General features: G+C 70.7%; 11 protein-coding genes. 1 reads left to right on the forward strand and 10 read right to left on the reverse strand.

The window, feature by feature from the left end:
• Window positions 1–136: 136 nt before the first annotated feature.
• The 3 genes from pyrH to rpsB form a co-directional block, all read right to left on the reverse strand.
• Complete coding sequence (gene pyrH / locus AB0C96_RS20250; protein ID WP_362919044.1) at window positions 137–907, reverse strand: UMP kinase; 771 nt, start codon at window positions 905–907, stop codon at window positions 137–139.
• A 161-nt stretch (window positions 908–1,068) separates the two neighbouring features.
• The gene (gene tsf / locus AB0C96_RS20255) at window positions 1,069–1,905 is read right to left on the reverse strand and encodes a translation elongation factor Ts (RefSeq protein WP_362919045.1); all 837 of its coding nucleotides are present in this window, start codon (window positions 1,903–1,905) and stop codon (window positions 1,069–1,071) included.
• A gap of 106 nt (window positions 1,906–2,011) precedes the next feature.
• Window positions 2,012–2,905 carry a 30S ribosomal protein S2 gene (rpsB, locus tag AB0C96_RS20260; protein WP_362919046.1) on the reverse strand — a complete coding sequence of 298 codons (894 nt, stop codon included), beginning with the start codon at window positions 2,903–2,905 and terminating at the stop codon, window positions 2,012–2,014.
• Between the two features lie 853 nt (window positions 2,906–3,758).
• On the opposite strand from rpsB, the gene AB0C96_RS20265 reads away from it, so the two are divergent.
• The gene (locus AB0C96_RS20265; protein WP_362919070.1) at window positions 3,759–4,724 is read left to right on the forward strand and encodes a M23 family metallopeptidase; all 966 of its coding nucleotides are present in this window, start codon (window positions 3,759–3,761) and stop codon (window positions 4,722–4,724) included.
• Window positions 4,725–4,959: 235 nt separating this feature from the next.
• Here the strand turns inward: AB0C96_RS20265 and AB0C96_RS20270 are convergent, their stop codons facing one another.
• The 7 genes from AB0C96_RS20270 to AB0C96_RS20300 form a co-directional block, all read right to left on the reverse strand.
• The gene (locus tag AB0C96_RS20270) at window positions 4,960–5,502 is read right to left on the reverse strand and encodes a helix-turn-helix domain-containing protein (RefSeq protein ID WP_362919071.1); all 543 of its coding nucleotides are present in this window, start codon (window positions 5,500–5,502) and stop codon (window positions 4,960–4,962) included.
• A 125-nt stretch (window positions 5,503–5,627) separates the two neighbouring features.
• Window positions 5,628–6,464, reverse strand: a complete 837-nt coding sequence (gene whiG, locus AB0C96_RS20275) for an RNA polymerase sigma factor WhiG (protein WP_362919047.1) — start codon at window positions 6,462–6,464, stop codon at window positions 5,628–5,630.
• 361 nt (window positions 6,465–6,825) lie between these two features.
• The gene (gene dprA / locus AB0C96_RS20280; RefSeq protein ID WP_362919048.1) at window positions 6,826–8,232 is read right to left on the reverse strand and encodes a DNA-processing protein DprA; all 1,407 of its coding nucleotides are present in this window, start codon (window positions 8,230–8,232) and stop codon (window positions 6,826–6,828) included.
• 3 nt (window positions 8,233–8,235) lie between these two features.
• Window positions 8,236–9,897, reverse strand: a complete 1,662-nt coding sequence (locus tag AB0C96_RS20285) for a YifB family Mg chelatase-like AAA ATPase (protein WP_362919049.1) — start codon at window positions 9,895–9,897, stop codon at window positions 8,236–8,238.
• On the reverse strand, window positions 9,897–10,199 hold the full coding sequence (locus AB0C96_RS20290) for a YraN family protein (RefSeq protein ID WP_362919072.1): 303 nt from the start codon (window positions 10,197–10,199) through the stop codon (window positions 9,897–9,899). The genes AB0C96_RS20285 and AB0C96_RS20290 overlap by 1 nt, the downstream gene beginning before the upstream one ends.
• A gap of 731 nt (window positions 10,200–10,930) precedes the next feature.
• Window positions 10,931–11,239: a DUF2469 domain-containing protein gene (locus AB0C96_RS20295; protein WP_003980220.1), complete on the reverse strand. Its 309-nt coding sequence runs from the start codon at window positions 11,237–11,239 to the stop codon at window positions 10,931–10,933.
• Between the two features lie 38 nt (window positions 11,240–11,277).
• Window positions 11,278–11,754, reverse strand: a complete 477-nt coding sequence (locus tag AB0C96_RS20300; protein ID WP_362919073.1) for an NUDIX hydrolase — start codon at window positions 11,752–11,754, stop codon at window positions 11,278–11,280.
• Window positions 11,755–11,825 lie beyond the last annotated feature (71 nt).

Consider the following 11,825-nt stretch of genomic DNA (forward strand, 5'->3'; position numbering starts at 1 on the left):
CCCTGCCGCGCGTCTTCTCCTGCACGGTGTCCGACCGGCAGGCGGTTGTCCATCCCCGTACCGAGGGTCTTCCCCCAGCCGGGAGTTGCCGCCCGTGCGGGCCGACGCCCGTACGGAATCGCGGCAGTTGAGGCCGTCAGGCCCGGGTGTTCTGGTCGCTGACGAGCGTGCCGATCTTCTCACCCTTCACCGCACGCGCGATGTTGCCCTCGGCGAGCAGCTCGAACACGAGGATCGGGAGCTTGTTGTCCCGGCACAGCGTGATGGCCGTGGCATCGGCGACCTTCAGGTCGCGGGTGATGACCTCACCGTATTCGAGGGCGTCGAACTTGACCGCGTCCGGGTTCTGCTTGGGGTCGGAGTCGTAGACCCCGTCCACGCCGTTCTTGCCCATCAGCATGGCCTCGGCGTCGATCTCCAGGGCGCGCTGGGCGGCGGTGGTGTCGGTGGAGAAGTACGGCATGCCCATGCCGGCGCCGAAGATGACGACCCGGCCCTTCTCCAGGTGGCGCACCGCACGCAGCGGAATGTACGGCTCTGCGACCTGCCCCATCGTGATGGCCGTCTGGACGCGGGAGTCGATGCCCTCCTTCTCCAGGAAGTCCTGGAGGGCCAGACAGTTCATGACCGTGCCGAGCATGCCCATGTAGTCGGACCGGGCCCGGTCCATGCCGCGCTGCTGAAGCTCGGCACCGCGGAAGAAGTTGCCGCCACCGATCACGATGGCGATCTCATAGCCGTCGCGCACCACGGCAGCGATCTCGCGGGCCATCGCGTGCACGACATCAGGGTCGACGCCCAGTCCGCCGCCACCGGCGAACGCCTCGCCCGACAGCTTCAGCAAGAAGCGTCGCCTATCGCCGCTACCGGCATGGTCTGTGTGCGCGCCGTCGGCACCGTGATTCATTGAGCTCTCCTCGTGCACATACGAAGAAGGCCATTGCCGTGGGTCTGGTCCAGATCCCTGCGCGGCAATGGCCTCCTCGTCACATCTGCGGCCGGCCGTTGAGCGGCCGACTGCGTACGACCCTAGCGGGGTCGTAGGTCATTCGCTGCCTTGCGGCAGGCTCAGATGCCGACCTTGATGCGCGAGAAGCGCTTCAGGGTGACACCGGCCTCCTGGAGGACCTTCTCGACGGACTTCTTGTTGTCGAGCGCGTACGGCTGGCCGAGCAGCGTCGCGTCCTTGAAGAAGCCGTTGAGGCGACCCTCGACGATCTTCGGCAGGGCAGCCTCGGGCTTGCCCTCCGCGCGGGTGGTCTCCTCGGCGACGCGGCGCTCGGCCTCGACGACCTCGGCCGGGACGTCGTCCTTGGAGAGGTACTTCGGGGCGAACGCGGCGATGTGCTGCGCGACGCCCTTGGCGACCTCGGCGTTCTCCTTGTCGAGCTCGACAAGGACACCGATCTGCGGCGGCAGGTCGGGCATGGTGCGGTGCATGTACGCCGCCACGTAGCCGCCGGTGAACTGCGCGAAGCGGTCCAGGACGATCTTCTCGCCCAGGTTGGCGTTGGCCTCGTCGACGAACGCCTGGACGGTCTTGCCGGCCTCGATCTCGGAGGCGAGCAGGGCCTCGACGTCGGCCGGAGCGGTCTTGGCGACGTGCTCGGCGATCTGGTTGGCGACGGCCTGGAACTTCTCACCCTTGGCGACGAAGTCCGTCTCGCACTTCAGCTCGACGATGACACCGGAGGTGTTGTCGCCGGCGATCAGGGAGACCACGGCGCCGTTCTCGGCGGAGCGGCCCTCGCGCTTGGCGACGCCCTTCTGACCCTTGATGCGCAGCGCCTCGACGGCCTTGTCGACGATGCCCTCGGCCTCGTCCAGGGCCTTCTTGCAGTCCATCATGCCTGCGCCGGTGAGCTCGCGGAGCTTCTTGACGTCAGCGGCGGTGTAGTTCGCCATGGTCTGTGAATCTCTTCTCGAAATCTCGAAGTCGAAAGATCTACGGGTGGACGGCGGGGGCGGCGCTCGTGGCGCCCTCCCCCGCCGTCATCAACCGGTCCTGAGGTCAGGCCTGCTCGGCGTCCGCCGGCTTCTCGGCCTCGGCGGCCGGGGCCTCGACGGCCGGGGCCTCGGCGGCCGGGGCCTCGGCGGGCTTCTCGGCGCCCTCGGCGTCTGCCTTCTTCTCACCCTCGAGCAGGTCGCGCTCCCACTCGGCCAGCGGCTCGGCGGCAGCCTTGTCGCCGGGCTTCTGGTCGCCGGTGGCGGCGCCGGAGCGGGCGATGAGGCCCTCGGCGACGGCGTCGGCGATCACGCGGGTGAGCAGGGTGACGGAGCGGATCGCGTCGTCGTTGCCCGGGATCTTGTAGTCGACCTCGTCCGGGTCGCAGTTGGTGTCGAGGATCGCGACGACCGGGATGTTGAGCTTGCGCGCCTCACCGACGGCAATGTGCTCCTTCTTGGTGTCCACGATCCAGACGGCGCTGGGCACCTTCTGCATCTCGCGGATACCGCCCAGGGTCTTCTCCAGCTTGGCCTTCTCGCGGGAGAGGACCAGGAGCTCCTTCTTGGTGAGGCCGGAGGCGGCCACATCCTCGAAGTCGATCTGCTCGAGCTCCTTCAGGCGCTGCAGGCGCTTGTAGACGGTCGAGAAGTTGGTCAGCATGCCGCCGAGCCAGCGCTGGTTCACGTAGGGCATGCCCACGCGGGTCGCCTGCTCGGCAATGGCCTCCTGGGCCTGCTTCTTCGTACCGACGAACATGACGGAGCCGCCGTGGGCGACGGTCTCCTTGACGAACTCGTAGGCGCGGTCGATGTACGACAGCGACTGGAGCAGGTCGATGATGTAGATGCCGTTGCGCTCGGTGAAGATGAAGCGCTTCATCTTCGGGTTCCAGCGGCGGGTCTGGTGCCCGAAGTGGACGCCGCTCTCCAGCAGCTCCCGCATCGTGACGACGGCCATGGCCGTACTCCTCGTTGTTCTCGGTTCCACTGCGACCGGCCGGCCGCGGTGCCTGACGCCCCGACGCGCCTGCCAAGGAAGACACCTGCCGGAGTCGTCCGAGGACCGAGGAACGCGGCCGTCGTGCTGCCCGAACGGGACTGGTGCACTGACGGCGGGGCGTGCGAAGTCGACCCGGTGACCCGGATCGCCATCAGAAGTGTACGGGACGGCCGATGCACCGGGCGACACGCACCATTTCGAGCCCCGCGCGGAGGCGCACCGACCCCGGCCGGGTGACGCCGTTGTCCACAACCGCCCTCTCGTCCACAGCTCCGGACCAAGATCCCCACGCCACGGCGGATTCCGTCACCGTCGACCCATGCGAATCCACACACGGCACAACGCGCGACACGACGCACGACACGGCGCAGGACACGACACCGATCACGACTCCGGCCACGCCACTGACCGCCGCTCCGCCCACGCCACTCACCACGGCCCCGAGCACACCACCGCCCACCGCGCAGACCACGGCATTGCTCATGGCACCGACGACGGCACTGGCCATGGCACGCAGGACGACAAGACACCCAGCCTCCGCGGCAGGACACCCGCGGGGCACGGCCGCACACGTGCTCGACGCCGGCCACACAGCCTCCTCCGGCGCCGGCCGCCTGCCCCCTTACCGCCGCCCCTGCGCAGGGAGCCGCGAGCCTACGGGCCGAGCTGCTTCTTCCCTGCCGACGCCCTGGGCACCCTGCTGGCCCCGGCCTTGGCAGCCCTACTCGCCGTTCCAGCAGCGCTCCTGGTCCCCCTGATTCCCCTGGTTTCCCCTATGGCGCATCCCGCTCCTGCTCCTGCCGGCCCGTCCATGGTCGCGGTGGCAGTACACGGAACGGACGTCGCAGCGGCTCGGGCCGCGGAGGGCGGCGGGCGCGATGTGGGCGAGCACCGGATTGCAGGCGAGCAGAGGGCCGTCAACGAGAACCGGATTGCAGGACGACAGAGAACCGCCGGCAAGGACAAGATCGCAGGCCAGCCGAGAACCGCCGGCACGGGTCACTCCACACCGCCCGGAGGCACCACCGCCACAGACCCCGCCGACCTGGCCACCGGGGACCGGGCCTGGCCGGTGGCGGGGCCCGCAGGCATACGCCCCACGGTGTTACGCGGCTGGCAACCCCCACCCACCCCGTGGGCAGCCGGCCACCGCGGTGTGGACCTGGCCTCGTCCGTCGGCACCACGGTGCGGGCCGCCGCGCCCGGCCGGGTGGCCTACGCCGGAACTGTCGCGGGCCGCGGCGTCCTGACCATCGAAGTGTCCCGCTCGAGCCGCCCTCCGCTGCACACCACATACGAACCCGTACGCGCCACGGTCCGCACAGGCGAGCGCGTCACGGCGGGCCAACCGGTGGCGACCCTGCAAAGCGGCCCGTTCCACTGCCGAGCGCCGTGCCTCCACTGGGGCCTGCGCCGCGGCAAGGCCTACCTGGACCCACTGACGCTGCTGCCCAGAAGTATGCGGAGCAACGGCCACTCGCGACTGCTGCCGATCTTCGGCGTCCCCCTCCCGACGGGCGGCCACCCGGATACCGGGCGGCCCAGCGCTGCGGCTCACGAGTCCCAGTCGGCGCCGACGGGAGTAGCCCTCACAGGAGCGGTCGGACTCGCCGTCGCCGCGCTCTGGGCCCTCGGACGCCTCTCGCCCGACCGGACGGCAGCCGGAGGCCGGAAGCAGGGGAAGGTATGCCGCGGGAAGGCAGGGGCCGAGCAAGGGAACGCTGGGGCCGCGCTGAGGGGCGCTGGACAAGGACACGGCCGCCAGCTCGACGTATGACGGCACGGCCAGAGGCGGCGCGGGGCAGCGTTGGCTGCGAAGGAGTCGAGAGCCGCGACGGAGCAGAGAGGTAGGGGCCGCGAGGGCTGCGAGCTGCGAGCTGCGAGCTGCGAGCTGCGAGCTGCGAGCTGCGAGCTGCGAGCTGCGAGCTGCGAGCTGCGAGCTGCGAGCTGCGAGCTGCGACGCCAACGAGGGATGGGGTGAGGTGGGGGCGGGGCGGGGGGAGGGGCCCCGGTCAGGTGTGAGTTACGCCGTGGAGGGCCATGGCCACCGCCGCCTCAGTGATCTCGCTCGGGTCCTCCGCGGCGCCCAGTTCGATACGCCGGACTGCGGCATCGACGACGCCCTGGAGGAGCATTGCGGCGAGCCGGGGTTGTTCATGGCCGAGGGCGCCGAGCGCTTCGACGATCATGGCGATGAGGCCGCCGTGCGCGGCGCGGATCTTCTCCCGGGCGCCCGCGTCCAGCTCGCCGGCCGAGATGGCGACGACGGCACGGTGGCGCCGGTCGCCGACCAGGGCCAGCTGCCGACGTACATACGCCTCAATCTTCCCCTCGGGCGTGTCGACGCGCTCCATCGCTGCTTCGACCTCGGCGGCCCATACGGGGAAGTCGACCGCGCACAGCTCTTCGACGACGGCGGCGCGCGAGCGGAAGTACTCGTAGACGGAGGAGCGCGCGAGACCCGTGCGCTCGGCGAGGGCGGGGAAGGTCAGCGCTTCCGTTCCGCCCTCGGACAGCAGGGTGCGGGCGGCGTCCAGCAGGGCGCCGCGCTGCATCGTCCGGTGCTCGGCCACAGAGGCCGCTCGAATCCTGGGCACGCCACCACTCTACGGATGACGTCCCCGGCGCGGCACTCCGCATGGCGACACAGCGCGGGACGGAGTGTCCTCCGCGAAGCGGATCAGCGGCCGACGTCGGCGAGCTTCGCCCTGAGCTGCAGCACGGACTTGGTGTGGATCTGGCTGACCCTGCTCTCCGTGACACCGAGGACATTGCCGATCTCGGCGAGCGTGAGGCCCTCGTAGTAGTAGAGCGTGACCACGGTCTTCTCGCGCTCGGGGAGGGTGTTGATGGCGCGTGCGAGCAGCCGCCGCAGTTCGCGGTCCTCGGCGATTTCGACGGGGTTTTCGGCAGCCGTGTCCTCAAGGGTGTCCATGAGGCTCAGCCGTTCGCCGCCCTCGCCCCCGACGTGCAGCAGCTCCTCCAGGGCCACGACGTTCGCCAGGGACAGTTGGCTGAAGACGCCGTGCAGCTCCTCCAGCGCGATGCCCATCTCCTCGGCGACCTCCGCCTCGCTGGGAGTACGCCGCAGCTGGGCCTCAAGGGTGGCGTAGGCCCGCTCCACCGCACGTGCCTTCTGCCGCACGGAGCGCGGGATCCAGTCCAACGCCCGCAGCTCGTCGATCATCGCGCCGCGAATACGGGTGATGGCGTAGGTCTCGAACTTGATGGAGCGTTCGGGGTCGAACTTCTCGATGGCGTCGATCAGCCCGAAGACCCCGGACGACACGAAGTCGGCCTGCTCCACATTGGGCGGCAGCCCGACGCTGACACGGCCGGCGACGTACTTGACCAACGGGGAGTAGTGCAGGATCAACTGCTCCCGTAGCCGCCCGTCGCCCGATGCCTTGTAGGAGCGCCACAGTTCGTCGAGTGAGCTGGGCGGGGCGGGGCGCACGCTGCCGCGCGCGGCGGGTGGTACTGCCGCACGGTCAGACCCGGAGGTGTGCTGGGGCATTCGTCGCCTTGAGCCGTTCTGCCGAGACACGGGTGGATGGATGTATGGGGGTTGAATGTGCCTGTGAGCGTAGCGTGACCGGAGTGTTGCGGTGCGCGAGGAAGCAGGTTCGGGCGTGCGCAGATACGTTCCGCTGCCCGCACCCCAGGGTTACCTCGCACGGCGTGTCGACACCCGCAAACGGTGCCGGGTGCGGGCGCCGGGCGGACCGTGCGGACGAACGCGGTGGCACGGCGGACGGGCACCCGTGGGTCCGGTGCCCCTCATCGCCGTCCAGGCACGGGTCGGACCCATGCGTCGAAGCACGGCAAACCTGGATTCAGCGGTCATTCCCCTCACCCTTTCACCCGTTCGCCCCAGGTCAAGCATCGCCTCGCCGGGAACCGTCGGGTGACTCGGCGCGTCGCGCCAACTCCCAACGATCGCCGCACCTTTGAACGAATCCGAGGGACTGCAACTCAAGCAGCTTGCCGTGGGCTGTATCACGGGGCGTGCCGGACTCCTGGGCCAGGTGGGCGGTGTCCGTGCTGCCGCGTGCGGGCAGCGCTTCCAGTACGCGGGTCGCGACGGGGTCGAGCAGGTCGCGGACGAAGGTCGGGCCGCGACGCTCGGGGGCGAGATCGCCGATGCTGCCGACGAGTTCGATGACCTCGTCGGCGTCGGTGACCAGCGCGGCTTCTCCGCGCAGGAGTTGGTGGACGCCGGCGGACAGGCCGCTCGTGACGGGGCCGGGCATGCCCATCGTGAAGCGTCCAAGGGAGAGTGCCCGCCGGGCGGTGACCAGAGAGCCGCTGCGGAGTTCGGCCTCTACGACGACGGTGCCTCTGGTGAGCGCGGCGATCACGCGGTTGCGCTGGACGAAGCGGCTGCGGGTCGGATGATCGCCGGGCGGTAACTCGGCGATGGCGAGGCCCTGTTCGGCGATCCGTCCGATCAACTCGGTGTGTCCGCGCGGGTAGGCGTAGTCGACGCCGGAGGCGAGGACGGCGATGGTGGCGCCGTCCGCGGCCAGTGCGCCGCGGTGGGCAGCGCCGTCGACGCCGTAGGCGGCTCCGGAGACGACGGTCCAGCCGCGGTCGGTGAGTCCGGCGCTGAGGGTGGTGGCGAGGTGGGCGCCGTATTCGGTGCAGGCCCGGGCGCCGACGACGGCGACGGAGCGCAGCGCCCACAACCGGAGGTTGGCGGTGCCGCGCACCCAGAGGCCGATGGGGCGGGCGTCGCCGAGGTCGTCGAGCTGGCGCGGCCATTCGTCGTCCCCCGGGCAGAGGAACCGGCCACCGAGCGCGGTGACGGTGGCAAGGTCCTCGGCGGGGCGGGCCCGGGCGGCGCGCAGCCGTAGGCCTGCGAACTTGGCGGGGCTCGCGCCCATCGGTGGGTCTGCGTCGTCGTGGGAGAGTGCGTGCCACAGGGCGACCGGGCCCATCTCGCGCAGCCAGCGGCCGGTTGTTTCGTCGCCCGGTTCGAGGATCCTGGTGAGGGCGGCCCGAGCCGTGCGCTGTGGTTCGTGCGCATGGTGGCGTGGCGTCGGCCGGCCGACGGGTGGGGCGGGCGATCCGGGGCGCGGTGCGGCCGTCACGGGTTCGGGGCGTGGGGGCTCGGTGGGCCGGTCGGGCTCGTGGACAGGATGGTCCGGGGCAGTGGTGGGCTCGTGATTCGGAGCTGTGGTCGGGTCGTGGGTCGGGGCCGGAGACGGGACCGGGGCCGGAGGCGGAGGCGGGACCGGGGCCTGGTCGTCGGTGATGAAGCCCCATTCGTCGATTCCGTGCATGGCTCACCTCCGCTTTTCGGGGGCCCGGGTGGTGGTCTGGCACACATCTCCCGCTTCGGCCGGGGCCATTGCGGTCACGGCTCCGCGACGTACGCCGGTGCGTAGTTCCAGGGCCCAGTTGACGTCTTCTTTGGTGGGGCGGTCGCGGCCGGCCAGGTCGGCCGCCGTCCAGGCGACGCGGAGGACGCGGTCGAGGCCTCGGGCGGTCAGGAGACCGCACTCCAGGTCGTGTTCTGCTTGGGCCAGTGCGCCGGGGTGGACCTGCCAGCGGGTTCTGAGTTCATGGCCGGGCACCTCGCTGTTGGTGTGCCAGGGGGTGTCGGAGAGGCGAGCCTCGGCGCGTTCCCGGGCGGCCCGTACGCGTTCGGCGACGGTCGCGGTGGTTTCGGCGCCGCGGCCGAGTGCGATCAGCTCGGCGCGGGCGACCGGTTCGACGGCGATCCGCAGGTCGACGCGGTCCATCAGCGGCCCGGAGAGCCGGGCGCGGTAGCGGCGGATGGAGGACGGCCGACACTCGCAGCCGCCGCTGGTGGTGCCGTGTCGGCCGCAGGGACAGGGGTTGGCCGCGAGTGCGAGGAGGAAGCGGGCGGGCATCCGCAGCATGCCAGCGGCCCTGGCGACGATCACATGGCCGGATTCCAGCGGCTGTCGTAAGGCGTCCAGGACCGTCGGGCTGCACTCGGCGGCCTCGTCCATGAAGAGCACGCCGTGGTGGGCGAGGGAAACGGCCCCGGGGCGGGGTAGTCCGGTGCCGCCCCCTACGAGGGAAGCCATCGTCGCGGAGTGGTGTGGGGCGCAGTAGGGCGGGCGGTGGACCAGTGGCTGTCCCGGCGGGAGGGTGCCGGCGACCGAATGGACGGCGGTGACCTCCAGGGACTCCTTGGGGGACAGAGGTGGCAGCAGGCCCGGGAGGCGCTCGGCAAGCAATGTTTTGCCGGCGCCGGGCGGGCCCTTGAGGAAGATGTGGTGGCGTCCGGCGGCGGCCACTTCCAGGGCACGGCGGGCGCTGTGCTGGCCTGCGACATCGGCCAGGTCGGGCGTGTGGTCGCCGCGGGGCAGACCGGCGCTGACGCCGGTGCCCGGCACGGCCAGACCGGCCAGCAGAGGGTCTGGGCGGCCTTCGTCCAGCGGGTCCTCCTCGTCGGGTACTGGTTCGTCGGCGAGGACGGCGATCAGCTGGCGCAGGCTGCGGACGCCGAGGACGGCGATGCCGGGGACGAGCGAAGCCTCGGCGACGGCCCGTTCCGGGACGACGACCTGGCGGTATCCGGCGTCTGCCGCGGCCAGGACGGCTGGCAGCACGCCGCGCACGGGTCGGACGCGGCCGTCCAGGCCCAGTTCGCCGATCATCATCAGGTCGGTGAGTTCGCGGGGGTCGAGGCGCTCGGCGGCGCCGAGTACGGCGCAGGCCACGGCCAGGTCGAATCCGCTGCCGCTCTTGGGCACGGAGGCGGGGCTGAGGCCGACGGTGAGCTTCTTCTGCGGCCACTCGGCGCCGGAGTTCACGACCGCGGCACGAACCCGGTCCCTGGACTCGATGAGGCTCTTGTCGGGCAGGCCGACGAGGGTGAAGGCCGCGACGCCGGGTTCCAGGTCGGCCTGGACCTCGACAACGACGCCTTCGACGCCGACCAGGGCGACGGAGCACGTTCGGGCGAATCCCATCAGGCCACTCCTCGTACGTGCTGGACGACGGGGGCTCCGCGGGCCGGCAGGAGGACGCCGATGACGTCGATCCGTACACCGCCGGGTGGTGGGCCGTCGTGGCGTTCCAGCCAGCGTTCCGCGAGCCGGCGGAGCCGGGCGGTCTTCTCCGGACGTACGGCGGCCATGGGGTGTTCGTAGGAGCTGGCGCGACGGGTTTTGACCTCGCAGATCACCACGGCATCGCCGTCGGCAGCGACGATGTCGATCTCGCCCTCTCGGCAGCGCCAGTTGCGGTCCAGGATCCGCATGCCGGCCTCCATGAGGCGTCGGGTGGCCAGGTCTTCGCCGTAGCGGCCCAGGGCGCGTCGCCGGATGTCGTGGGGTGCGGGCGGTGCGGCCGGTGTGGGGGGCGTGGCCGGTGCAGCCGGTGGTCTCGTGGCGGGCTTGCGGGCCGTGATCGTGGTTGTGGTCGTGGCGGTGGGCGCCACGGTTCGGCACCTGGTCCCGGCCCTGCCGCTGGCCCCGTGCCTGGGTCGGGGCCCGGGCCGAGCCCCGACCTTGACCCGCTCTTGGCCGCTGGACCCTGCGGTGCACCTGGCTTGTCCGTGACCGGCCTGCCCGTGAACAGGTCGCCCATCGCCTGCCCGTCCACCGCCGGCCTGGGCGTCACCGGCCGGTGCCTCATCCTCGCTCGCCCGTGCGCGGCCCCCGACCCGCGCCTCGTTCTCGGCCCGCGCCTCGTTCTCGACCCGTGCGCCGTTCTCGACCTGTGCGCCGTTCTCGACCCGTACGCCGTTCTCGGCCCGTGCGCGGCCCCCGGTCCGTACGTCGTCCTTGGTCTCGTGTCCCCCGGCCGTGCGGCCGGCCTGCATGGCGTTCATGCGGTACCACCTCCGGCACCGACTGTGACGCCCCCGCCCAGACCTATTGGATCTTGGTGGACAGGGAGCCGGTTGTGGATAACTCAGTCACCCACAGGAGTGAGAGCAGGCCGCACGCGCCCGGCGGGCAGCAGACAGGGCACCGGCCGCGTCGGCCGCGTTGCGCCGGCTCAGCTCCCCGGGAGGTCCAGATCGCTCTTGTTGAGCTCCTCGATGTTCACGTCCTTGAACGTAAGGACCCGCACCTGCTTCACGAAACGAGCCGGGCGGTACATATCCCAAACCCAGGCGTCAGCCATCGACACTTCGAAGAAGACTTCACCCTGGACCGAGTGCACCTGCATCTCGTAGTCGTTGGTGAGGTAGAAGCGACGCTCGGTCTCGATCACGTATTTGAACAGCCCGACGACGTCGCGGTACTCCCGGTAGAGCTTCAGCTCCATCTCGGTCTCGTACTTTTCGAGGTCCTCGGCGCTCATGGCAGATCCCCTTCAGCCGTGCGTCCCCCTATTGTGCGTCAGACCCTCTCGGTCTCCAGGTGCACCGGCGCATTGGGGGGTCCTTCGTCGAGCAGTGTGCGCAGCAGCTCGGCGAGTCTGGTCGGATACACCGTCTCATGCGAGGCGGAGAGTTCCTCCGAAGTCCACCACCTCAGCCCCGAGACGCTGCGTCGCTCGAGATCCGTGTGCCCGGCCATGTCGGTGGCGGTCCGGTCGGTCCTACCCAGGTAGTACCACTCGTCCTGCTCCCAGCGCCGCCCGTCGAAAGAGAAGGCACAGCGGCGTTTCCACAGGACGGGGCCGAGCACGGCGTCGGTGATCCCGGTCTCCTCGGCGAGCTCGCGGCGGGCTGCCTCTTCGCGGGTCTCGCCGCCTTCCAGACCGCCGCCGGGGGTGAACCACCAGGTGTCGGCGGGGTTGTCCGGTTCGAACCCGTGCAGCAGCAGGATCCGGTCGTCGGGGTCGAGCAGCACGATGCGGGAGACCTGGCGCACGCCGTCCGGATCCGGCTCCGGCTCCTCGGCGACCGGGGCGGCACCGGCGGCGGCCTCGGCAGCGGCCTCGG

This window comes from Streptomyces sp. NPDC048506 (assembly GCF_040651315.1).
Lineage (GTDB): Bacteria > Actinomycetota > Actinomycetes > Streptomycetales > Streptomycetaceae > Streptomyces.

Bases quoted from the DNA above. Each gene is read 5' to 3' on its own strand.
- pyrH (WP_362919044.1), bottom strand. From the start codon at position 907: ATGAATCACGGTGCCGACGGCGCGCACACAGACCATGCCGGTAGCGGC.
- tsf (WP_362919045.1), bottom strand. From the start codon at position 1,905: ATGGCGAACTACACCGCCGCTGACGTCAAGAAGCTCCGCGAGCTCACC.
- rpsB (WP_362919046.1), bottom strand. From the start codon at position 2,905: ATGGCCGTCGTCACGATGCGGGAGCTGCTGGAGAGCGGCGTCCACTTC.
- AB0C96_RS20265 (WP_362919070.1), top strand. From the start codon at position 3,759: ATGGTCGCGGTGGCAGTACACGGAACGGACGTCGCAGCGGCTCGGGCC.
- AB0C96_RS20270 (WP_362919071.1), bottom strand. From the start codon at position 5,502: ATGCAGCGCGGCGCCCTGCTGGACGCCGCCCGCACCCTGCTGTCCGAG.
- whiG (WP_362919047.1), bottom strand. From the start codon at position 6,464: ATGCCCCAGCACACCTCCGGGTCTGACCGTGCGGCAGTACCACCCGCC.
- dprA (WP_362919048.1), bottom strand. From the start codon at position 8,232: ATGCACGGAATCGACGAATGGGGCTTCATCACCGACGACCAGGCCCCG.
- AB0C96_RS20285 (WP_362919049.1), bottom strand. From the start codon at position 9,897: ATGGGATTCGCCCGAACGTGCTCCGTCGCCCTGGTCGGCGTCGAAGGC.
- AB0C96_RS20290 (WP_362919072.1), bottom strand. From the start codon at position 10,199: ATGGAGGCCGGCATGCGGATCCTGGACCGCAACTGGCGCTGCCGAGAG.
- AB0C96_RS20295 (WP_003980220.1), bottom strand. From the start codon at position 11,239: ATGAGCGCCGAGGACCTCGAAAAGTACGAGACCGAGATGGAGCTGAAG.